Source organism: Kitasatospora sp. NPDC054795 (assembly GCF_053611565.1).
The window spans coordinates 1-22,542 of the sequence record NZ_JBSHAP010000112.1; the positions used below are offsets into that span (position 1 = coordinate 1).

Annotated in this window: 17 protein-coding genes and 1 pseudogene; 10 read left to right on the forward strand and 8 right to left on the reverse strand. The window is 73.5% G+C overall.

Going from position 1 to position 22,542, the window contains the following annotated elements; all coding sequences use genetic code 11:
• Window positions 1-47 precede the first annotated feature (47 nt).
• Entirely contained in the window at window positions 48-3,254 is a 3,207-nt protein-coding gene (locus tag ACWGJO_RS31555; protein WP_452188957.1) for a cytochrome P450, read from the reverse strand.
• Window positions 3,255-3,414: 160 nt separating this feature from the next.
• On the opposite strand from ACWGJO_RS31555, the gene ACWGJO_RS31560 reads away from it, so the two are divergent.
• The 5 genes from ACWGJO_RS31560 to ACWGJO_RS31580 all read left to right on the forward strand — a co-directional run bounded on the left by ACWGJO_RS31560 (window position 3,415) and on the right by ACWGJO_RS31580 (window position 10,438).
• A complete protein-coding gene (locus ACWGJO_RS31560) occupies window positions 3,415-4,086 on the forward strand; it encodes a helix-turn-helix transcriptional regulator (RefSeq protein WP_452188959.1) in 672 nt (223 codons plus the stop codon).
• 124 nt (window positions 4,087-4,210) lie between these two features.
• On the forward strand, window positions 4,211-4,591 hold the full coding sequence (locus ACWGJO_RS31565) for a CU044_2847 family protein (protein ID WP_452188961.1): 381 nt from the start codon (window positions 4,211-4,213) through the stop codon (window positions 4,589-4,591).
• 6 nt (window positions 4,592-4,597) lie between these two features.
• Entirely contained in the window at window positions 4,598-6,364 is a 1,767-nt protein-coding gene (locus tag ACWGJO_RS31570; RefSeq protein WP_452188963.1) for a VMAP-C domain-containing protein, read from the forward strand.
• Window positions 6,361-7,392: an AAA family ATPase gene (locus tag ACWGJO_RS31575; protein WP_452188965.1), complete on the forward strand. Its 1,032-nt coding sequence runs from the start codon at window positions 6,361-6,363 to the stop codon at window positions 7,390-7,392. Before ACWGJO_RS31570 ends, ACWGJO_RS31575 begins: the two co-directional genes overlap by 4 nt.
• Window positions 7,379-10,438 carry a TIR-like protein FxsC gene (locus ACWGJO_RS31580; RefSeq protein ID WP_452188967.1) on the forward strand — a complete coding sequence of 1,020 codons (3,060 nt, stop codon included), beginning with the start codon at window positions 7,379-7,381 and terminating at the stop codon, window positions 10,436-10,438. The genes ACWGJO_RS31575 and ACWGJO_RS31580 overlap by 14 nt, the downstream gene beginning before the upstream one ends.
• Here ACWGJO_RS31580 and ACWGJO_RS31585 read toward each other — a convergent pair.
• A complete protein-coding gene (locus ACWGJO_RS31585; RefSeq protein ID WP_452188969.1) occupies window positions 10,429-11,259 on the reverse strand; it encodes an SAM-dependent methyltransferase in 831 nt (276 codons plus the stop codon). The two genes, ACWGJO_RS31580 and ACWGJO_RS31585, sit on opposite strands and share 10 nt — an antisense overlap.
• Before the next feature lie 54 nt (window positions 11,260-11,313).
• Between ACWGJO_RS31585 and ACWGJO_RS31590 the strand changes: the two genes are divergently transcribed.
• Window positions 11,314-11,727, forward strand: a complete 414-nt coding sequence (locus tag ACWGJO_RS31590) for a MarR family winged helix-turn-helix transcriptional regulator (RefSeq protein WP_452188971.1) — start codon at window positions 11,314-11,316, stop codon at window positions 11,725-11,727.
• 1,081 nt (window positions 11,728-12,808) lie between these two features.
• On the opposite strand, the pseudogene ACWGJO_RS31595 reads toward ACWGJO_RS31590, so the two are convergent.
• From ACWGJO_RS31595 to ACWGJO_RS31605, 3 genes and pseudogenes are all read right to left on the reverse strand, one after another.
• Window positions 12,809-13,397: pseudogene (locus ACWGJO_RS31595) on the reverse strand (histidine phosphatase family protein).
• A gap of 127 nt (window positions 13,398-13,524) precedes the next feature.
• Entirely contained in the window at window positions 13,525-14,298 is a 774-nt protein-coding gene (locus ACWGJO_RS31600; RefSeq protein ID WP_452188973.1) for a VOC family protein, read from the reverse strand.
• A gap of 83 nt (window positions 14,299-14,381) precedes the next feature.
• Window positions 14,382-14,690: a hypothetical protein gene (locus tag ACWGJO_RS31605; RefSeq protein WP_452188975.1), complete on the reverse strand. Its 309-nt coding sequence runs from the start codon at window positions 14,688-14,690 to the stop codon at window positions 14,382-14,384.
• 103 nt (window positions 14,691-14,793) lie between these two features.
• Between ACWGJO_RS31605 and ACWGJO_RS31610 the strand changes: the two genes are divergently transcribed.
• Both ACWGJO_RS31610 and ACWGJO_RS31615 read left to right on the forward strand, forming a co-directional pair.
• Window positions 14,794-15,366 carry a TetR/AcrR family transcriptional regulator gene (locus ACWGJO_RS31610; protein ID WP_452188977.1) on the forward strand — a complete coding sequence of 191 codons (573 nt, stop codon included), beginning with the start codon at window positions 14,794-14,796 and terminating at the stop codon, window positions 15,364-15,366.
• 86 nt (window positions 15,367-15,452) lie between these two features.
• Window positions 15,453-16,373 (forward strand): transposase family protein, encoded by a 921-nt coding sequence (locus ACWGJO_RS31615; protein ID WP_452188979.1) that lies wholly within the window; start codon window positions 15,453-15,455, stop codon window positions 16,371-16,373.
• 59 nt (window positions 16,374-16,432) lie between these two features.
• Here the strand turns inward: ACWGJO_RS31615 and ACWGJO_RS31620 are convergent, their stop codons facing one another.
• The 3 genes from ACWGJO_RS31620 to ACWGJO_RS31630 form a co-directional block, all read right to left on the reverse strand.
• Complete coding sequence (locus tag ACWGJO_RS31620; protein ID WP_452188981.1) at window positions 16,433-17,800, reverse strand: aldehyde dehydrogenase family protein; 1,368 nt, start codon at window positions 17,798-17,800, stop codon at window positions 16,433-16,435.
• Window positions 17,797-19,188: a carotenoid oxygenase family protein gene (locus ACWGJO_RS31625; RefSeq protein WP_452188983.1), complete on the reverse strand. Its 1,392-nt coding sequence runs from the start codon at window positions 19,186-19,188 to the stop codon at window positions 17,797-17,799. The genes ACWGJO_RS31620 and ACWGJO_RS31625 overlap by 4 nt, the downstream gene beginning before the upstream one ends.
• A gap of 127 nt (window positions 19,189-19,315) precedes the next feature.
• Entirely contained in the window at window positions 19,316-20,608 is a 1,293-nt protein-coding gene (locus ACWGJO_RS31630) for a DUF4241 domain-containing protein (RefSeq protein ID WP_452188985.1), read from the reverse strand.
• Window positions 20,609-20,902: 294 nt separating this feature from the next.
• On the opposite strand from ACWGJO_RS31630, the gene ACWGJO_RS31635 reads away from it, so the two are divergent.
• Both ACWGJO_RS31635 and ACWGJO_RS31640 read left to right on the forward strand, forming a co-directional pair.
• The gene (locus tag ACWGJO_RS31635) at window positions 20,903-22,273 is read left to right on the forward strand and encodes an NUDIX domain-containing protein (protein ID WP_452188987.1); all 1,371 of its coding nucleotides are present in this window, start codon (window positions 20,903-20,905) and stop codon (window positions 22,271-22,273) included.
• Entirely contained in the window at window positions 22,270-22,455 is a 186-nt protein-coding gene (locus ACWGJO_RS31640; protein ID WP_452188989.1) for a hypothetical protein, read from the forward strand. The genes ACWGJO_RS31635 and ACWGJO_RS31640 overlap by 4 nt, the downstream gene beginning before the upstream one ends.
• Window positions 22,456-22,542 lie beyond the last annotated feature (87 nt).

Genomic DNA, 22,542 nt, shown 5'->3' on the forward strand with positions numbered 1-22,542 from the left:
CGCCGCACCTGTGCGGCGGGCCCACGGCCGTCCCCGGCGCGCGAGCGTCAGCCCGCGTACACGTCCTCGACGTACCGGCCGGCCTCGATCAGCCCCTGCAGCCACGCCTGCGCCCGCTGCTCGTCGGCGCCCGGGGTGCGCTCCCGGTACAGCGCCCGGAAGGCCGCCCGGACGCCCGGCGCCATCCGGGCGCCGTCGCCGCACACGTACACCTCGGCACCGGATTCCAGCAGCTCCCGGACCTCGGCCGCCTCGGCGGCGATCCGGTCCTGCACGTAGCGCCGCCCCTGCTGGGGCCGCTCACTGAAGGCGGGCCGCAGCGAGACCGCGCCGGCCCGCTCGGCGGCCTCCAACTCGCCGCGGTGCAGGTAGTCCGCCGCCTCGTCGTCGCAGCCGAAGTACAGCAGCGCCGGGGCCAGGGCGGCGCCCCGCGCGAGCAGCGCCCGGCGGTCGGCGACGGCGCCCCGGAAGGGTGCCAGGCCGGTGCCGGCCGCGATCATGACCACCGGGGTGCGGTGGCCGATCCGGAACGCCTCCCGGCAGGGCTGGACCCGGGCCAGCACGGTGTCGCCGACGGCGACCCGGTCGAGGTAGCCGGATCCGGCGCCCCGGAAGGTCCCCCGGCCCGAGCGGGCCGGGGCGCTGAGCACCGAGACCATCAGCTCCACCTGGCCGGGGTCGCCGGTGGGCGAGGAGGAGATCGAGTAGTGCCGCGGCCGGATCGGCGGCAGCAGTTCCAGCAGCACCGGCCAGCTCAGCCGCTCCCGCAGCGCCGGGTGGTCCTCGATCAGGTCCAGCAGGGTGCGCGGGTCGTCGTCGGGCAGGGCCCGCAGGGCGGCCTGCTCGGGCGGGCAGGGGTTGAGCGCCGCCAGCGCGGCGCACTGCTCGGCGTTCGGGCGGTCCTGCAGCTCGACGTGGCGGGTGAGCAGCTCGCGGACGGTCAGCGGGCGGTCGACGGCCAGTCCGGTGCGCCGGTGCGCCACGATGTTCAGCACCGTGTCCGGGTCGGCGCCGAAAAGCTTGGCGGCGCGCTCGACCAGCACCGGGTCGTTGGCCGGGAGCACGGCGAGGTGGTCGGCGGTCCGGTAGCCGGTGCCCTCCGGCAGGGCCAGCCGGACCAGCCGCTTGACCCGGTGGTAGGCCGGGTCGGTCAGGCTGCCGACGGCGGTGACGGTCAGCTCCGCCGTGTCGTGCCGGGCGGCGAGCGCGGCCAGCGGGCCGCCGGTCACCTCGGTCACCGTGTACGCGGCCTCCGACTGCTCCCCGGCGGGGGCGTCGGCGTCCCCGTACCGCGCCAGCAGGGCCTCGCGCAGCGCCCCGGTGAACTGCCGCACGGTGCCCGCCAGGTCGCCGGAGGCGTCGGCCTCGGCGCGGGCCAGCAACCGGGTGCCGCCGAGCTCGGCGAGCCGGTCGTCGATCAGCGCCGGGACGCGCTGGTAGGTCGCGGCGTAGGTGCGGTCGCCGATGCCGAGCACCGCGTACTCGACGCCCTCGGCCCCGCCGCCCTCCCGGGACTCCTGGAGCCGGCGGACGAACCGGGCCGCGTCGTCGGTCGGCTGCCCGTTGTACGAGGCGGCGGTGATCACCACCGGCCGGTCGGTGGGCAGGCCGTCCGCGTACGCGTCCAGCGGGGCGGTCGCGGTCTCGCAGCCGAGGTCGGCGGCGGCCTCCGCGAGCTGCCGGGTGAACTCCCGGCAGGCACCGTAGTTGGAGCCGTGCAGGAGCAGCAGCCCGGTGCCCCGCCGGACCCGTCCAGGCCGCCCGGCGGCCGGTCCGGCCTGCCGGTCGACCGCCGTCGGCGCGGCGGCGGCGAGGGAGTCCGCGCGGGAGGCGTCAAGGGCCGGGGCGGGCGTGCGCCGGACGAGGCCGAGGGTGAACCCGTCGGGCTTGATGGTGAGCGTCTGCTTGATGGTCAGCCGGTAGTCGGCGTGGTCGATCAGCCGGTATCGGTGCACCAGCATGCCGAGCAGCATGACGGCCTCGTGCAGCGCGAACTGCCGCCCGATGCACGCGCGTTCGCCGGTACCGAAGGGCTTGAAGGCGTGCGGGGAGCGGCTCTCCTCGTACTCCGGGTCGAACCGGGACGGGTCGAACAGCTCCGGGTTGTCGCCCCACGCCGGGTCGCGGTGCAGCAGCGGCGTGCTGACGAGGACGGTCTCCCCGGCGCGCAGCGGGATGCGTCCGCCGAGCAGGGTGTCCGCGCGCGCCTCCCGGCTGAACGCGGGCGCCGTCGGCCACAGTCGCAGCGCCTCGTTGAGCACCTGGCGGGTGTGGCGCAGCCGTCCGACGTCCTCGTAGGAGGGCTCGGGATCGGCCTGGTCGCCCCAGAGTTCGTCCACCTCCCGCTGCACCTCGCGCAGCGCGGCCGGATGCTTGGCCAGGTAGTACAGCGCGAAGGACAGCGCGCCGGAGGTGGTCTCGTGGCCGGCGATCAGGAAGGTGATCACCTGGTTGCGGATGTTCTCGGCGTCCAGCCGGGTGCCGTCCGCGGGGCGGACGGCACCGAGCATCAGGCCGAGCAGGTCCTCGGCCGGGCCCTGGACGTCCTCCTCGGCGCGGGCGGCGATCACCTCGTCCACCACGGCGGCCAGGTAGTCGGAGTCGGCGCGGAAGGCCGTGTCGCGCTCGCGGTGGTCCGTCTCCGGGTCGCGGGTGAGGCTGGTCATCGCCCATTCCAGGCAGCGCACCATCGCCTCGACGAAGGGGTGCGGCTCGTCCCGCTCGAAGGAGCCGAAGTCGAAGCCGAAGCCGGCCAGGCCGATGGTGTCCAGGGTCATCCGGGTCATGTCGCCGGGCACGTCCACCGGCTGTCCGGCGGCCTCCCGGCGGTCCCAGGAGTCGACCAGCCGGCGGGCCACCCGCAGCATCACCGGGTGGTAGGTGCGCATCGAGCCGAGCGCGAAGGCGGGCATCAGGATGTCGTGCGCCCGGGCCCAGTTGGGCTCCTCGTTGTAGGCGGTGAACAGGCCGTCTCCGGTGAACTGCCGGACGTTCTCCAGGGCCGGGCCGATCGACTTGGTGAACCGGGTCTCGTCGGCCAGCTCGGTGACCAGCTCCAGGCCGCTGACGACCAGGGTGTCCCGGCCGTGCAGTCGCTGGACGAAGGCCGGGCCGTGCTCTCTGGCCAGTTCCATGATGCGCAGCACCGGGGCGGCGGCCGGCGGCATCGCCGAGATGTCCACCAGGGGGACGGCCCGGCTCTCGCCCCCGGCCGCCCGCTCGTCCTCGGTCGTGCGCTCCACGGTCTCGGTCATCGGTGTGCCCCTCCCACGGCAGGAAACTTTCGTCTCCCACCACTGTGCGCCCACCGGGAGGGGGTGCGGGCCGCGATCACTACATGATTGTGTAGTGCCCGGGTCGGTTACGGGCTTGCTACGGACCGTCAGCGCCGGCCCCGGGGAAGGAGAATCGCGGATGCGGACGACCGAGGGCTGCGGCCCGGTACCGGACAGCCCGCGGGAAGCGGCGGTGATCTGGCGCAACCGGGCGCTGCGGTTGCTGGACCACGTGCCCCTGCCGATCGCGGTGTGCGAGTTCGGCGGGCGCATCCTGATCGTCAACCGCGCCATGGCGGTCGAATTCGGCCGTTTGCCAGGTCAGTTGCACAACCGTAGGATCCTGGAGTTCTTCACCCTGCGGGACACCGGCACTCTTGAGGCGCTCACCGAGGCCGTCCGGCTGCACCGCCGCTCGCAGTACCCGGCGCGGGTCTCCTGGACGTCCGCCGACGGCCGCGAGCGGCACGGCGAGATGACCGTCGACCTGGTCGGCGACACCCCGGAGCAGACCCCGAGCCTGCTGCTGTCGCTGCGGGCGGCGCAGCCCGCGGCCGCCGCCCCGGCTCCCGGCCCACAGGTCGAGGTCAGCCCGGTCGAGGCCCGGATCCTGGCCGCGGCGGCCCGGGGCGACACCACGGCGCAGATCGCCCGGGAGATCGGTGTCACCCCGGACGGGGTCAACTACCACCTGGCCCGGCTCACCCGGCGCTGGCGCGTCCCCAACCGCACCGCCCTGGTCGCCCGGGCCTACACCACCGGCGTCCTGACCCCGGGCGCCTGGCCGCCGCGGCCGGCCGACCGTGTGTGATCCTCCGTCAAGATCACTACGAGAAGGACGACTTCATGATTCCGATCGGCTGCCCGCGCGCCCCCGGAAGCGGCATACTGTCCGACGTACGTACGGGGGTTCAGGTCTGAACAGGGGGCATCCAGTGGATTCGCTGGTCGAATTCCGGACCGACGGCGGCGCGAACGTGGTCATCGAGGTCGACGACGAGGGGCCCGGCCTCGAACTGGTCGCCCGCGGGGACGGTGCCATCGTCCAGGCGGGCCGCACCTTCGAGCACGCGCTGCAGGGCATCCACAGTGCGGCCGAGTCGGCGCTGAGCGTCTTCCGTGACGGGCGGCTGAAGCCCGACACGGTCGAGATCGAGTTCGGCGTCAAGCTCACCACCGAAGCCGGTGCGGTGATCGCCAAGAGCAGCCTGGAGGGGCACCTGGTGGTGAAGCTCTCCTGGAGGCCCGAGCAGCACCGTCCGGTCGAGCAGCCTCCGGCCCTGGACGACCACGGGACCGACGGCGAGGACAGCTGACCCGACGTGCCCACCGCAGCCTGGCAGGTGAGGATCACCTGCGGCGGCGAGACCGGGTCCGGATTCCTCGTCGGCTCACGCGAAGTGCTGACCTGCGCCCACGTGGTCGACCGTGACCGCCGGGCGCAGGTGGTGTTCGTCGGACGGCCGGACCTCGGGCCGGTCGGCGCCACCGTGGTGGAACCCGGCGGCTGGAACGGCAAGGTCGACGACCCGGGCGACGTCGCCGTCCTGCTCCTGGACACCGTCGTCCCGGTCGAACCCGCCCGGTTCGCCGCGCTCGACGAGGCCTACGCCCACCCGGCACCGAAGCTGCTCGGTTACGGCTTCCCGCGCGGCTACGACAGCGGAACCCTCGCCGAGTTCCGCGTGACCGCCGACCAGCTGATCGCGGGCGAGTGGATCCAGCTGGAGGCCTGGACGCCCAACGGCCAGCCGCTGGCCCGCGGATTCAGCGGCGCCGCGGCCGTCGTGCAGGGCACCGGCCGGGTCGTCGGCATGGTCTCCGCCGCCTCCAGGTCCTCCGACATCCGCAGCGGCCGGATGATCCCCGCCCACGTCATCGCCCGCCACTGGCCGCCCGCCGCCGAACTCGTCCCGACCCACGGCTTCACCGCCGACGCCAAACGTCTGCTGCGCACCACCCTGGTCGGAATGGGCGAGCCGGCCCGGCCCGGGGAGCTCGACACCCTGTACGCCGACGCGGTCGGCCCGCTCGGACCGGCGCACCCCGCCCGGGAGTTCGACTCCTACTGGGACCTCGCCTGGTACCTGTTGTCCGAGGTCGTGGCGGCGCCCGGCGAGTGCCCGGTCACGTCCCTGGCCGAGGCGCTCGCCGCACGGACCGAGGACACCGCGGCGCAGCGCTCGCTGCGCCACTGGCTGAACCGGTACCGGCGACAGGCCGACGCCGCGCCGCCCGGACCCCCGCCCCGGCCCCGCTGGTCGCCGATCCTGGTCGAGGTCGACCGCAGCGGCTCGGGGACGGGGTCGTTCGTGGTCGAGATCTCCGCGTTCCGCGCCGGACACCGCCACGTGGTCGGCACCCGGACGCTGCCAAAGGCCCGGATCCGCGCCTTCGTGCTGGAGCACATCGACGCCGCGTTCCACGAACTCGACCGCCGGGGCAGCGCCCTGATCGCCTTCGCCGTCCCCCGGGAGTGGCTCAACCAGCCGCTCGACGAATGGCACCGGGCCAAGGACGACAGCACGCCCCTGGGCTGCTTCTCCCCCGTCGTACTGATGGACATCGACCGGCGGCGCAGCGGTGCGCTGCAGTTCAGACTGCACCAGAAGTGGGAGAACCTGGACCGGCTCACCTCGTCCGTCGTCCACCGGATCGACTGCGGAAGCGCCCACACCGCGGACCGCCTGGCCGTCCGGCTCGGCTCGACCCACGACCCGGTGGGCTTCGGCCGCCCGCCGAAGCTGGCCGACACCAGGCGGCTGCTCGCCGCCAGCCTGAACGCCGCCGTACCCATCGTGGTCTGGCCGCGCACCGGATGCAGCGGCACCCACGGGCCCGAGGCGGCCGACAGCTGCGCCGGGCACAGATTCCTCGACCTGCTCGTCGAGCAGTTGGCGACCGTCGCTCCGGCCGAGCTGCCCGAGTACGTGCACGCACTGCGCCGGAGCGCCTTCGTCCACGACGGCGAAACGGCCCACTGGGCCCGGGGACTGACCCTGCTGTGGGAGGATCCCCGCTGGTTTCCCGAGCCCGGCGGGTACCGGCGGTCACCGGTCGGCCAGGAGCATTGGAGAGGACCCGCATGACCCTCTGGCCCGTCTTCACCGGCGCCTCGGAGCCGCACGACCGCATCCGCCTGCTGCCCTCCCCACCGCCGTGGCGCACCTTCGACGGCGGGCCGGTCCTCGACCCGCCGCGGGAGGAAGCGGGGGCCTCGCCCGAGCAGGACCATCGGGCGCGCACGTACCGGCCCACGGAATCGACCGTCCAGCTGGTCAACGCCGCCCTGTACCTGCGCCGCCCGCTGCTGGTCACCGGCCCGCCCGGCAGCGGGAAGTCCAGCCTGCCGTACGCGGTGGCGCGCGAGCTGTCGCTCGGTCCGGTGCTGCGCTGGAACATCACCAGCCGCGCCACACTGGAGGACGGACTCTACAGCTACGATCCGCTGTCCCGGCTCTACGCGGCCAGCCGGGCGGCCGGTGAACGACCGAACGGTGGCGCGCCGGGCGGTCCCGCGCCGGACGAGGCGGTCGAGGACCACCTGCGGCTGGGCCCGCTCGGCACCGCACTGCTGCCGTACGAGCAGCCGCGGGTGCTGCTGATCGACGAGATCGACAAGTGCGACCTCGACCTGCCGAACGACCTGCTGAACATCCTGGAGGGCGGCTGGTACGAGATCCCCGAACTGGTGCGCGCCGCGCGCAGCACCCCCGAGGCCGCGGTGATGATCGACGGCAGCGACCGGCGGGTACCGGTCCGGCGGGGCCGGGTACGCTGTCGGGCCTTCCCGTTCGTCGTGCTGACCAGCAACGGCGAGCGCGAGTTCCCGCCGGCCTTCCTGCGGCGGTGCGTCACCCTCAGGTTCGCCCGGCCGGGGCAGGAACAGCTGGAGGAGATCGTCCGCGCCCATCTCGGCGAGCTCGACGACAACGCCCGCCGGCTGCTGGACCGCTTCCTCGCCCGCGCCGAGGCCGGTGAACTCGCCACCGACCAGCTCCTCAACGCCATCTACCTCACCGGTGCCTCCGGGTTGGACACCGCCTCACGCGACGAACTCGCCGAACACCTGATGGCCTACCTCGGACCGGAGAACGGCGGCGATGAGTTCCTCTGAGGGCGGGCCGGAGGAACCCGCCGAGCCTCCCGGGGCCGCCGCTCCGACCGGCCTGACCGGGCTGGCGGCGGTCCTCGCCCGGGCCTCGGGGCACCACCCCTCACCGACCGAACTGGCCGAGCTGCTCTGGCTCGCGTGCCACAGCTCTCCCGGCTCCGGCCGACGGTCCCCCGAGTCGGCGACCGGGCAGGGCGCGGACGGCGAAGCCGACCACCTCCCGGACCCCGCCGACGGCCGCGCCCCCTCGCCCCTGCACGCCCGGGAGCCGGCGACCGCCGACCCGCGACCCGCCACCGAGGCCGCTCCCCACCTGTCGCTCCGCACCCCGGCCCCGCCCCTGCTCGGCCGCCCCCTCCCTCTCCAACGAGCCCTGAGACCACTGGCCCGCCGCGTCCCGACCACCCGTGGCTGGGAACTCGACGAGATCCGCACCGTCCACCGGATCGCCGCGCACGACGCCATGCCGAGGTTCTGGCTCCCGGTCCTGCGCCGCACGACCGAACCCTGGCTCGACCTGGTGATCGCCTTCGACGACGGCCCGACCATGACCGTCTGGCGGCCACTGGCACGGGAACTGCGCCACCTCGCCGCCCAGACCGGCTTCTTCCGGACGGTCCGACTGCTGCGCGTACCGCCCGCCGGAACCCCCCTCCGCCTGCGGATCCCCACCGCCCGACCGGACCGGACCGCCCTGCTGGTCGTCAGCGACTGCGCCGGGCCGCAGTGGTGGGCCCCCGAGGGCACGGCCGGGCCGTGGCACCGGGCGCTGCGCGACCGGGCCGCCACCATGCCCACGGCCGTCGTCCAGCCGCTGCCCGAACGGATGTGGCGGCGGACGGCCCTGCCCGCGACCGCCGGGTTGTTCTCCACACCCGGGGAGGTGGTCCCCAACGCGAGCCTGGCCTTCACGCCCTACCGGGAGGACGGCGTGGAGCAAGGGACGCCGATACCGGTCCTGGAGCCCACCGACGGCTGGCTGGCGCACTGGGCGCAGCTGGTGGCCGGCCGCACCGGCCGGGTGCCCGGCGCGGCCGCCCGGCTCCGTCCGACGGGCCCGGCGGCACCCGCGAGCGAGGACCCTGACGACCTGTCCGCGCAGGACCTGGTTCTACGGTTCCGCGCGGTGGCCTCGCCGGAGGCGTTCCGGCTCGCCGGGCACCTGGCGGTCGGTGTCCCGAACCTGCCGGTCATGCGGCTGGTCCAGGCCGCCGTCGAGCCGCGCCCCCGCCCGCAGCAGCTCGCCGAACTCGTCCTCAGCGGGATGCTCACCGCCCTGCCCGGCGCCGACGGCCACTACGCCTTCCGGCCGGGCGTACGGGAGGTCCTGCTGCGGACACTGCCGCGGTCGGCGGCCTGGCAGACCGTCGACCTGCTGCACCGGGTGGGCGGGTACATCGAGCAGCACGCCGGTTCGGCCGGGGAGACGTTCCCCGCCCTGACCCCGGGCTCCGGCCCCGGAGCGGCCCCGGAGGGGCCGGCGTTCGCCCTGGTCAGCCCGGACGCCCTCGCCCTGCTGAGCGGCGGGCGGCCCGCCCCGGCCGCGCCGCCGCGCCCGCCCGCCGCCACGCCCCCGCCGACCAGGCGCCGGAGCGCCCCGCTGCGGAACAGTGCGCTCCCCCCGGGACGCGACCGCGCCTCCGGCGAGGCACAGCGCCCGTACTTCTTCTTCAGCTACGCACGGCGGGACTTCGAGGCCGGGGACGCCTTCCTCGACCAGTTCTTCACCGACCTGCGGGACGAACTCGGGCTGCTGGTCGGCACGGACGGGCAGGTCGAGGAACTGGCCTTCCGGGACACCGTGCAGCTGCGCGTGGGCGACGAGTGGGCCGAGCGGCTGGCCACGATGCTCGGCCGCAGCCGGACCATGGTCGCGCTGTACTCCCCGGCCTACTTCGCCAGCGTCTACTGCGGCAAGGAGTGGACCGCCTTCCGCGGCCGGGTCCGCCGCCACCACGAGAACACCGGGGAGCAGATTCCGGCGCTGATCCCGGTGCTGTGGGAGCCCGTCGAGCAGCGCGACCTGGCCGACGAGGTCAACAAGATCCAGTGGGCCCAGCCGGACATGGGCGAGGCCTACGCCCGGTACGGCCTGCGGGCGCTGCTGCGCAGCGGGCAGGGCGGGGCGTACGAGCACGTCGTCCGGGTGGTCGCGGAGCGGGTCCGGGACGCGGCCTCCCGTCGGCTCGGCGAACTTCCCGGGTTCGACCTCGGCGCCGTGCGCGGCTACTTCCCGAAGCCGACAGCACCTGGGCCCACCCTCTCGTCCGGCAGGGTGCGGCTGTTCATCGCGGCCGGGCTCGCCTCGGAGGCCGGCTCCGGAGGCGGCGGCCACTACGGCTCCAAGCCCTGGCACTGGGCTCCCTACCGCCCAGCCACCGAGCCGACCCTGGCGTCCCCGGCGTCCCCGGCGTCCCCGGCGTCCCTGGTGTCCCTGGCGGCCCGCGCCCAGCAGGTGATCACGCGCGCCGGACACACCACCACCCTGGAGGAGATCGACGACAGCCTCAACGAGAGGCTCGACCAGGCCCGCGAGGACAACCAGGTCAGCATCCTGCTGGTGGACCCGAGGGTGGTCGGGCACGAACGCTACCGCTCCGCGCTGCGCGCCTTCGACGAGCACAACCACCCTGTCACCGGCGTCATCCTCCCCAGCTGCAGCGACGACCCGCCCGACGGGCCGGAGCACGACGCGCTCTGGGCGGGCGTGCGCGAGGTCTTCCGCCGCAACTGGACGCGCCGAACCGACGCGGAGCACCTGTTCCGGGCCGACGTGAACCAGGAGGGCTTCGACAGTGACCTCATCATCATGGTGACGATCGCCCAGAACAAGCTCATGGACGACAGCTTCGACTGGGAGGACGACGACCGCGGCGTCTTCGGCCTCGGCACCGGCGGCGGACCGGACCTTCCCCCGGGAATCGCCGTGCCGTCCGGCCCGCCCCCGACCCACCGGGCCCCGCCGCCGACCCGCCAGGTCGGGCCCCGACCGGCCCTCCCCGGCTCGTACCCCCCGCCGCTGTCCGACCGCAAGGCCGATCAGGACTGAGCGGCCCCGCCGGGCACCTCCCGCCGTACGGCCTCGATGAAGGCCGTCGTGGTGGAGGGGTCCGGCAGCGGGCGCCGGTAGTCCTCGCCGAGCCGGACCAGGGTGGTGATGCCGGTGGTCCAGCCGTTCCGGTCGAGCCATCCGTCGGTGCCCGGGCCGAGGCCGCCGCGCCACAGCCCGGTCACGTGGGCGAGCGCCGGGTCGTGCGGCGTGCGGCTCACGTCCCGGCCCTGCTCCAGCAGCAGTCGGCTGCCCGGGGCCGCCAGCCCGCCGACCGCCGTGAGCAGTCCGGCCGCCTCCTCGGCCGTGAGGTAGACCAGCAGCCCCTCGGCCAGCCAGACCGAGCGCCGCGCCGGGTCGAACCCGGCCGCGACCAGCCGCTCCGGCCAGCCCGGGTCCTGCAGGTCGGCGACCAGGGCGGTGCGCCCGGCCCGCGGCACGGCGCCGAGCCCGTCCAGGACCTGCTCCTTGAAGGCCAGCACCGGGCCCAGGTCGAGCTCGAACACCCGGGTGCCGGCCGGCCAGTCCAGCCGGTACGCCCGGGTGTCCAGGCCGGCCGCCAGCAGCACCACCTGGTCGGCGCCGGCGGCGGGCAGCCGGTCGTCGTAGAAGCGGGTGCGCAGGATGCCGTGGGTGACCAGGCCCCTGGCGAGGCTGCTGACCGGGCCGGACAGGGCCGGTTCGAGGCCGGCGGCGGTGACGAACGCCAGGGCGTACGGGTCGACGAAGAGCGGGTCGGGGCGGGAGCTCTCGTAGGCCCGCACCCGGGCGACGGACAGGGCGGTGCGGGAGACCGGGCTGAGCGGTTCGGAGGTCGTCATGCCCGGCAATCTACATCGCCACCGATGCATCGGTGAAGATGTATTCTGTCGGGCATGGACGGCGTGCAACTCCTCAGGCTCGGCAAGCGGTTGACCGAACTCGGCCGCGCCCTGATCACCGACCCGGCCTCCGAGCACCTCACCCCCGGGGAGATCGCCGTGATCGCCGACGTGTACCGGCACCCCGCCACCTCCGTCCAGGAGATCCGCGTCCGGACCGGCTTCGCCCAGAGCCACGTCTCGGTCTCCGTCGCCCGGCTGCGCGAACAGGGCCTGCTCGACGCCGCGCCCGACCCGGCCGACGGGCGCCGCACCCTGCTGACCGTCTCCGACCGCGCCCGACGCGCCATCCGCGCCCATGTCGACCGGCCCGCCGAGCCGGTCATCGCCAAGGCCGTCCCGGACCCGGCGAGGGCCCGCAGGGTCGCCGAACTGCTGGACGAGCTCGCCGGCCTGCTGCTGCCCTGACCGTCCCCGCCCCCTTCCGTTCCCCCGGCCGCCGGCCCCTGACCGGCCGAGTTCGACAAGTCGGTGACAAACTCCTCCGGTTGCTCCCTCGCGACCGTCGAGCCCTGCCATCATCCGGCTGGATCCGGGAACCGCCCGGGACGGCCGAGGGAGAGCGATGGACGCGCGGATCGAGGTCGCCGGAGGCGACGAGCCACAGGAGCCCGGCCCCGCACCCGTCGACGGAGCCCCGGCCGTGGCCGACCGCGTCCCGGCACCGCCCGTACGAACGCCGCCACCCCGCCCCCACGGCCCCTCCCACCCTCGGAAGCGCCGCCCCGCCGCCCGAGTCGTGGCCCGGGTCCTGCTCGTCCTGACCGGTCTGGCCTCCGTCGCCCTCGGCTTCTCCTGGTTCGTCGACGCCTTCGACGCGGCGACCGCCTACCGCGGCGCCCCGGCCTGTACCGCACCCGCCACCGCCACCGCCACCGCCACGGACTGCACCACCCACGAGACCGGCCGGGTGACGGACAGGAGAGCCGGCTCGAACGAGGATTCCCCCCACTACGAGGTGACCGTCTCCCGCGAGGCGGCACCCACCGACACCTACGCCGTCTCCGACGGCCTCTTCGGCAGCGTCCGGAGCGGCGACAACGTCGACCTCACCCTGTGGAACGGCCACGTCGTGGAGATATCCCACCAGGGCCACCCGCTCCCCGGTCACCGAGGTCCCCTGGCTCACCTTCCTCGAACTGGCCCTGCTGGTCGGCGCGGGAACCCTGCTCGCCATCCACACCCTGCTCCGGCGCGGCTGGGACGGCTGGTTCCTCCCTGCCGTCGCCTGCCTGTTCCTCTCCGTCTTCGCCTTCGCCGGCAGCCTCCTCCTGATCGCGCTGCAGTGGTCCTTCGCCTTCACCCTCACCGTCCCGATCGTCGGCTGGCTGGCCCTCACCATCGTGATCACCGCGATGTGCTGGGAGGACTGACGCCGTAACGGCAGAGGTTCGCCGGGCCGGACGGGCCGGGACGGGCCGGGCCGGGCCGGGCCGGGCCGCGGCACCGAGCGGGCGCGACGCCGAGCGGGCGCGACGCCGGCCCTGCGTTACGGGACGTTCCAGGCGGAGATGACCGGCTGCCCGTGCTCAACGGCCAGGAAGCCGAGAGAGCCCGGGTGCGGGCGGCCGAGCAGGCGGGCGGCGGACGCGTCGAGCCCGAGCCGGCGCACGGTGATCACTCGCGCCAGATGGCCGTGAGCGACCACGGCGACATCCCCCTGGTCCAGCAGCGGCCGGATCCGGTCCAGCACCGCGTCCGTGCGCGCGGCCACCTGCTGGAGCCGCTCGCCAGGATGGACGGCGTCCCCGGGAACGACGCCGTCCCGCCACAGGTCCCAGCCCGGCCTGGACTCCTGGATCTGCTCGGCGGTCATGCCCTCGTAGCCGCCGTAGTCCCACTCCACCAGGTCCGGATCGGGCCGGACACCGGTCAGACCCGCGAGCTCGGCCGTCCGCATCGCACGGCTCAGCGGGCTGCTGAACACGGCGACCGGACGACGTTCGGCCAGCCTCGGAGCGAGCGCCCTGGCAGCGGCCTCACCCGCAATCGGTCAGCGCCACGTCGGTGCGCCCGGCGTGCCGGCCCGACAGGCTCCACTCGGTCTGACCGTGCCGGACAACTATCAGTGCTCCCATGGCCGTGCACGATATCCGACGGCCCGTCGGGTCCGCCCCGGTCGGTGCGCGAAGAACACGGCCCGGGACGGACGGAGTCCGAAACGGCCGGATCCGTCTCCGCCCGCCGACCGGACGGGAGGACTTCTTACAACGTGGTGCGCGATTGCCTGGGCAGCGCGTTGGGACGGAGGCGGAGCTGTCGGTTGTGCTGGGTGAGGCCGAACAGAGCGCCGGTGGGATCGCGCAGGACCATGCCTCCGTTGGAGTCCTGACGGACTTCGGTCGCACCGAGCTGTCGGGCCCGCTCCGCGTCGGCATCGGGTCTGTTGCTGGCGAAACTGACCAGCCAGAGTGATCGCTGCGCCGTGGGTTTGCCTGACGGCGGGCTGGTGGCGGCAGTCGAGTCGTCCGGCAACCGGAACTCAGTGTGCTCGGGGTTGGAACTCCAGTGCAGGGCCGGTCGGTAGAAGGCGGCGGCACGCTCGGGGTGGTCGGTGAGAAGGCTGATGCCGGCGAAGGTTCCCGGTTCGTGGGTCAGCTGCATGCCGGTGTGGGTGCCGGGCTGCCAGAGTGACAGTGGTGCGCCGACGGGGTCGAGAGCGACGGCGGCGTGGCCGAGCGACCCGACCCGGGCGGGCGCCACGATGATCCGGGCGCCCAAGCTCGTGAAGCGGGTGGCGGTGGCTTGGATGTCCGACACGGTCACGTTGATCGTCCAGTAGGGTGCGCCGGGGTCCTCGGCCGGACCCAAGGCGGCGGCGAGATGTCCGCGCAGTGTGCAGAGCCGGTAGCCGTTGGGGTCCGGTGGAGCGACGGTCCAGCCGAACAGCGCGGTGTAGAACGCCGTCGTCGTCTCCATGTCGGGGGTGCCGAGGTCGATCCAGCTCACGGTGTTCTCGGGGTGCCGCGTGATGTCCATCGAGATTCCTCTCCCATGGGGCCGCCTCGCCCGGCAGTAGGGCGAGGCGGTGTTCAGAGCTGACTCGGCGGCGATCTGCGGTGTCAGCTGTAGTACGGCGAGTGCAGGTCGATGCTGGCGTCTTTGACGATGTCGCCGTCGAAAAGTCGGGTCGTTGCCGGGGCTCCGGCCCGCCGGGCTTCTTCGGCGAAGGGGCCCTGCGCGAAGGCCAGGGCGTTCTCGGCGCTGTCGAACTCGTAGAAGCCGCCGACGGTGTGCGTTCCGATGCCGGACAGCCACGTCTTGCGGATCAGGCCCGGCGCGGTCTTCAGCGCCGCGTTGACCTGGTGCCAGTCGAACTGATCGAACGGCACTGCCGCCTGGATCTCGGTGCAGAGAAACGTCTTGCCCATCACGAACCTCCGGTTTCGGGGGCTTTCCAGCCCACCTACTAGTACGTGCGTCCTAGTGGGCCGAGCATGGACTAGGATGGCCGTACTAGTCAAGGGGGTCGCGATGGCCGCGGACACGAAGTCCCGCATGATCAGCGCAGCAATCGGACTGCTGCAACGCCACGGCCTGGCCGGGATGACCTTCAACGACGTCCTGGCCGAGAGTGGTGCCGCGCGCGGGGCGATCTATCACCACTTCCCAGGCGGCAAACAGCAGCTCGCGCTCGAAGCCGCCCGCCGCAACGCCGAGGACGTCCGCGGCCACCTGCACGAACTACCGGCCCGCACGCCACGCGAAGTCGTGGAGGCGTTCCTTGGCAACACCCGCCCCGTGGTGCAGGCGTCCGCCGACGGCGGCGGCTGCGCCGTCGCGGCGGTCACCATCGACGGCGGTGCGGCCATCGCCGACCAGAGCAGCCTGCGCACTGTCGCGGCCGAAGGATTCGCCGGCTGGGTCGGCGAGCTCACCGGAAAACTCACCCACGCCGGAATGAGTCCATCCCAGGCCGCTGATCTGGCCACCCTCATGATCGTCACACTCGAAGGCGCCCACATCCTCTGTCGCGCAGCGGGCAGCATCGCGCCTTTCGACAGCGCCGCCGCGGCCCTGCTCTCCGCCCTCCCGAGCTCGGGATGACCCGGTGCCAGAACCCGGCTACGTGGCGCTGTAACGATCATGCTTCTGCCATGACATGAACAGGGCCATGCAGGTTGGATGTTGTTGTGACGCGATACCTTGGCCGCACGAGCTTGTCCCATCGTCTCTTCATCGGCCTCCAGCGCCGACGACTCGGTTCGCTGATCGCGGATTTGGCCGAGGCGTGGATGGCCGCAGAGGAGGGCCGACTGCACGAGCGTCGAGGCCGCAGCCGGTTGCGTGCGGCCGGCGCGGGACCGAATCACCAACTGGTTTTCACCGACCGGGTCATCGCCACGCTGGTCGTCCTGCGATTCCAGCTCCCGCACGCGGCTCTGGCCCTGCTCTACGGAGTGGACCGCTCCACGATCACCCGGGCTGTCCACGAGATCCGTCCCCTTCTGACCGCTCGTGGCTTCGCTGTTCCCGGGCAGGGAGACCTGCGGCTCCGCACTCTCGCAGATGTCTTCGCCTATGCGGCGGCTGAGGATATCGAGCTGCGGCTGGACGGCACGGAGGTCCGGGTTCGACGCCCCCGGGCGAACAGGCCAGGCCGTCGCTCCTTCATCTCGGGCAAGATGCGGCAGAACACCAAGAAGGCCACCGTCGTCACTGACGGACAGGGCCGCACCCTGTGGGCCGGGGCCTTCCGACCCGGCCGCATGCACGACCAGACAGCCGTGAAGTCCGAGGGAATCTGCGAGCTGTTCGAGCAGTACCCCCAGGTCAGGGCCAAGGTCGACGTGGGCTACCGGGGACTTGCCAAGCAATTCCCCAACCAGGTCCAAGCCCCGCCGCTCAAACCGAAGAAGGGCGCCCCACCCGAAGACATCGCCGCCTGGGACGCGGCCCGCCATCAGCAGTCGGAGCGCATCTGCGTCGAGCACGCCAACGCTGAACACAAGCAGTGGCGAACCCTCCAACGTTACCTTGGACGCCGAGAGTACTTCGACGAGACCTACGCGGCAGTCGCTGCCCTGGTCTCCGACCGCTCCGCCGAGAGGTGAACACCCATCAGACGACCCGCCAGGCCAACACGCCCAGACCGTATTCGCACACAAGGCCGTTAGTCCAGCGGCACGTCCAGGCAGGCCCGGCGGTGGCTGAAGGTGTCGATCGACCAGCGGCCGTGGTACCGGCCGGAGCCGCTCTCCCCCACCCCGCCGAACGGGAGTTCCGGGATGCCCAGGTGGGCCACCGGGAGGCCGAAGTTCAGGCCGCCCGAGCTGGTCTCCTCGGCCAGGCGCCGACGGGCGTGCCCGTCCTCGGTGAAGGCGTAGAGCGCCAGGGGGCGGTCCCGCTCGTTGATGAAGGCGATCGCCTCGTCCAGGCCGGTGACCTCCACGACGGGCAGGACGGGGCCGAAGATCTCCTCCCGCATGACCGGGGCGTCCGGCCGCACCTCGGCGAGCAGGGTGGGCGCGATGTAGCGGTCCGCGCGGTCGTGCCGGCCGCCGAAGACCGTACGGCCCGAGTCGAGGAGGGCGACGACCCGGTCGAAGTGCCGCTCGTCGACGAGGCGTCCGTACGCCCGCGACCGCGCCGGGTCGGGGCCGTACAGCTCGGTGACTGCCCGCTCCAGGGCGCCTTCCAGCGCCCGGGCCGTGGCCGGGTCGGCCAGCACGTAGTCGGGGGCGACGCAGGTCTGCCCGGCGTTGGTGAACTTGGCGCGGGCCAGTCGGGCCGCGACCACCCCGAGGTCGACGCCCCGGTCGACGAACACCGGGGACTTGCCGCCCAGTTCGAGGGTGACCGGGGTCAGGTGCTCGGCGGCGGCCCGCAGCACCGCCCGCCCGAAGCCGGCGTTGCCGGTGTAGAGGATGTGGTCGAAGCGCTCGGCCAGCAGGGCGGTGGCCGTCTCCCCTCCGCCCTCCAGCACGGCGATCGCCGCCGGGTCCACGTACTGCGGCAGCAGCCGCGCCAGCAGGGCCGAGCAGGCCGGCGCCAGTTCGCTCGGCTTGGCCAGCACCGTGTTGCCCGCGGCGATCGCACCCGCCACCGGCACCAGCAGCAGCTGCACCGGGTAGTTCCAGGGCGCGATGACCAGGACGGTCCCGAGCGGGTCGTGGCGGGTGTGGGCGCTCGTCCCCGGCGGCAGCCGGGTGAGCGCGGCGGCGGGCACCGGCTCAGGGTGCAGCCAGTACTCCAGGTTCCGCAGGGTGTGGTCGATCTCCCGTACGGTGAAGTCGACTTCGGCGAGGTCGGCCTCGGCGCGCGGCTTGCGCAGGTCGGCGTGGAGGGCGGCGGCGATCTCCTCGCGGTGCCCGGTCAGCAGGGCGCGCAGCCCGGTCAGCTGCTCGGTGCGCCAGGCGAGCGGCCGGGTGCGGCCGGTGCGGAAGGTCGCGCGCAGCCGGGCGACGGCACCGGCCGGCGTGTCCGGGGGCGGGCTGTCCGGGGGCCGGCCGTCCGGGAATGTGGCGGGCGGGGTGCTCATGCGGAGTCCTCCCGGACTGGGTCGGGGATCCAGCTGCCGTGGAAGCCGGCCGGCACCCGTACCGGCAGGTGGACGGTGGCGAGCGGGTCGCCGGTGAAGTCCTCGGCGGAGAGGACGACCAGGTCGCTCGCGCCCCGCTCGGGGTCGTGGACGTAGGCCAGCAGGTAGCCGTCGTCCTCGCCGCGGGCGCCCTGCCTCGGGACGAAGGAGGCCTCACCGGTGTAGCGGCCGGCGCCGAACCGCCGCACGGTGCTGGACTGCCGGCTCAGGTCGTGCTTGATCAGGGCGTCCCCGGCGGCCTCCGGGGGCAGCGTGTCGAGGGTGTCGGCGCCGGCCAGGTGGCGCAGCAGGTCGCCGGCCACGGTGGAGTACGCGTAGCGGTGGGCGCCGCCGACCACCGCCGGGCTGACCGCCGGGAACTCCTGCGGCCGGTCGTCCAGGCGGGTCTCGGCGACCCTGCCGGAGACGGTGTCGACGGTCCAGCGGTCCAGGGTGGGACTGCTCTGCCCGTCCAGCGCGCCGCCGGCGAACATCCGCGGGTAGCGGACCACGTCGATGACGACCCGGTGGCCGTCCTCGTGGGCGTTGAGCGTGTGGAAGACGAAGCAGGGCTCGACCTCGAACCAGGCGACCTCGGTGCCGTCGCGGGGCAGCAACCCGATCCGTGCGCCGCCGGTCTCGTCCCAGACCGCCGGGTACGTCTTGCGCGCCCGGTTGTCGGCCGTGCCGACGCGCGCCGTGAGGTCGAGGACGACGGCGAAGTTCCGGGTCAGCGCCATGTCGTGCACCACCGGCCGGTGCGCGACCGGGACGTCCACGGCCCGCACGACGGCTCCCTGCGGGGACACCACCAGGTGCCGCAGGTTCTCGCTGTCCCGCTGCCAGGTGATCGCGTGCAGCTCGCCGGTGACGGGGTCGAGCTTCGGGTGGGCGGCGAACCCCTCGGGCAGCGTGCCGCAGAAGTCGCTGGCGCCCACGGTCTCGATCTCGTAGGAGAGTTCGTACGGGCGGAAGCCTCCCTCGACCAGCGCGAAGGTGCGGTCGGCGTGCCCGATGACGTGGGTGTTGGGCGCGACGTCGGTGATCCTCGGCGCGGCGCCGGGGCGCGGCCGCTCCCCCAGGGCCTCGGCCACGGCGGCGCTGCGCACCAGCCGGTTGCGGTACCACCGGGCCCGCCCGTCGAGCAGCCGCACCCCGTGCACCATGGCGTACCCGCCGAACAGGTGCCTCGGCCGGGGGTCCTCCGCCCGCATCCCGTTGGGCCCGTTGCGCAGGTACCGGCCGTTGAGCTCGGCCGGGATCGTGCCTGTGACCGGCAGGTCGAACGCGGTGACTTCCTCGCCCACCGGCGTGTAGGCACCCGTGAACGGATTGGTGACGGTGGACACCACAGATTCCTCCAGGCCGCATTCCGACGTCCGCTGCGCCCTCGGGGCAGCGCGTCCGGTTCAACGACCCGACCGCCCGCCGGGTGACGGCCGGTGGCGCGTGGACGTCACGCCCGCCGGAGGGCCGTCATCCGGTCGACGGTTCCAGAGCGCCGACTTCGAAGACGTCCGCCACGACGACCGCCGTGACCTCACCCGCGTCGTCGTGTCCCACCCAGACCGGGTAAACGCCGTCTCCGCCCAGCAGGAAGGTGACCAGTTCGGCCCCGCCGGCCTCTTCGGTCACCTTGCTGCAGCCGCCGTCGAGTTCGTGGAGGTCGTCGCCACCGCCGGAGGTGAGGGCGTGCATGAAGCGGCGGCCCAGGTCGGTTCGGGCAGCGGACTCGACGAAGCAGCCGGTGGCGGAGTCGACGCCGAAGCCGTAGTACTGGCCGTCGCGCAGCAGCCTCGGGTCCTCTCCCGGCGGGACCGCCATCGTCCAGCGGGCGGTCGGCTTCTCGCTCACCAGCACCCGCACGGCGTAGGTGTCGCGGGCGGTGAAGCGATCGCCGAACATCTCGTCCTCGTAACTGGCGCCGGTCTCCTGCACCAGGTGGACACCGGGCGGAACCTCGACCACCAGGGGGTCGCCCTCCGCGCCGTCGGGCAGGTACGAGGGGTCGCAGACCGCCAGCCGCCCCGTCGGCAGGGCGATCCCGGTCACCGTTGTCACCGGTTCGATGACGAGCGGCTGCGGCCGGTGCCGGTGGGTGAACACGGCCCCGGGGGTGAACAGCTCGTCGAGCCGGGGCCCGGCCGCCGGCGCCGGCGGCCGCCAGCCGAAGGGCTCCGCGGCGCGACCGGCCGGCGCAGGCGCGGTGTCCGAGGTCTCCTGGGCGATCTCGAAGGGGCCCGGCAGTCCGAACAGGGGTTCCGCCAACAGGCTTTCCCAGCAACCGAATTCCGGTACCGGCAGCCACCACCGCTCACGCGGCAGGTCGACCAGGGTGCGCGTCGATCCGCCGCCCCGGCCGCGCGGGTAGCGGCCCTCGCTGTTCTTCCCGTTCGGGTAGAGATCGACCGTCCGCCGCAGGGCCTTGTCCGAGAACTCGGGGAGGTCCTCCTCGTCGTACTGCCATTCGGCCAGGTGGCGCAGGAACAGCCGCCCCGGCTCCAGCCTGCGCAGGTCGGCTTCGAACACCCGGCGACCCGAGCCGTCGAACCGCCAGAGCCCGAGGTAGTGCGCGGCCCAGGCGACGTGCAGCACCGCCACGGGAAGCTCCTGCCCGGGGGCGGCGAGCACGACGGCGTACGGCTCGCCCGCCGCGTCCCGGCGGGCGGCCTCCGCCCGGGGGATCGGACGGACCGTCGAACGGTTCGAGGAGTCCCACCCGTCGCCGTGGACCGCCTCGACGAGCACGTCACTGTGCACCTCGGTCACCCCCTGCCTTCCATCGCACTCTCTGCTGTACGGATCCACCCTAGAGACCGGGTCCGACAGACCCGGCGGCCGGTCCGCCGGGGCCCGCTCCGAGATCGAGCACCCGTCCGGCGTCCCGCCCCCGATCCGGGTCCACTTGCGAGCCGCATTCGAACAGCACCATCATCGGGACGCCTGGAACCGCCCACGAGCCATTCCCGAACCCGCCCTCCCAGGAGCAGACTTGACTGTCGAACCCCCCTGACCGGCAGTACCGCGCACCCGCCCACCACCTTGCAGCGAGGAGTCCTCCCGGTGATCGACTTCCATGTGCTGACCGACCTGGCCCATCGCGAGGGCGTCCAGCGGATCGGCGTCGGCGTGGTGGTCCGCGACACCTCCGGCCGGATCCTGATGATCCGCCGGGCCGCGCACGACGACCTGCCCGGCCGGTGGGAGTACCCGGGCGGCGGCCGGGCCGGCGACGAGACGGTGGAGGCCGGCGCGGCGCGGGAACTGGCCGAGGAGACCGGGCTCGCCGGCCTGCCACTGGAGTACGCGCGGCACCTGGACCTCACCGACCGGCGCGGCCTGCGCGTGCGCCAGTTCGTCTTCACCACGGTCGTGCCGGACGGCACCGCGATCCTCCTCTCGCCCGGCCACGACGACCACCGGTGGGCCGCCCCCGACCGGCTCCCGCCCACGAGCGACGGGCAGCGCACCGTGATCGAGTGGCTCGCCGGCCGCCTGACCCTCCCCGGCTGGCGGCCGGTCGGCGGCTACCTCACCACCATCGCCCGGCCCGGCTCCTACGGCTGTTTCCTCGTCACCGATCCGCAGGGGCGCGTCCTCGGGCTGCGCTCCACCGTCGACCCCGGCGTGTGGAACTTCCCCGGCGGCAACGTCGAGCACGGCGAGACACCGTTCACCACCGCCCTGCGCGAGGCCCGGGAGGAACTGGGCCTCGACCTCGCCACGGAGAACCCGCAGGTGCTTCGGCGGCGCCTGGTCGCCGTCGTCCACGAGCAGGCCGGCAGCCTGTTCCCCGTCCCCGCCTGCGGCTACGTCTTCGACGGCGGCGTCCTCACCGCCGAGCAGCAGGCCCGGATCCGCCTCGACGCCGCCGAGCACACCGAATGGCGCTTCGAGACCGCCCACGACTGGCAGGAGCACATGGGCCCGGACCGCTACCGGCGGCTCCTGCAGGCCCTGCGAGCCCACCGCAGCGGAACCCCGCTCTACCTCGAACGCCCGGCCCCGGCCGACGACTTCGAGGGCGTCATGGTCCTCGTCACCGACCCGGCCGGACGGCTGCTGATGCACCACCGCGACGACAAGCCCGGCATCGCCTGGCCCGGCTACTGGACCCCGATCGGCGGATGGCGCGAGGCCGACGAGACCGCCGAGGAGAACGCCGCCCGCGAGGTCCGTGAGGAGGCCGGAATCACCATCACGCGGATGCGAACAGTGCCCGGCCCGCAGCACGAGCTCGTCTCCCCGCTCGTCCGCGTCCTGCACGCCGCCTGGGACGGTCCCGAATGCGACCTGCGGCTCGGCGACGAGGGCCTGGCCGTCCGCATGGTCCCCTTCGACGAGGTCCTCGACCTCAAGGTCCCGCCCTACATGCGGCACTACCTGCCGCTGCTCGCCGCGGCGGCCGACCACCCCGCCGGCAGCACCTGGTGACCCGGCCCGCCCCCACCGGCCGCCCAGCCGACCACCCGGCGCCCCGCGCAACCGGCGCGGACCCGCTGACACTGGTCGTCGGCGTCCACCTCGTCCTGGTCACCGACGGCACGGTGCTCCTCGGGCGACGCCGCAACACCAGCTACGCCGAAGGCCTGTGGCACCTGCCGTCCGTTCACTAGGCAAGCCGTGTGTCGTGATTGAAGTTGTCGGCTTTGCGTTCCACAGCGTATCCGGCTCTACCTTCGAGAAGGGTTGAGATCAGTCTT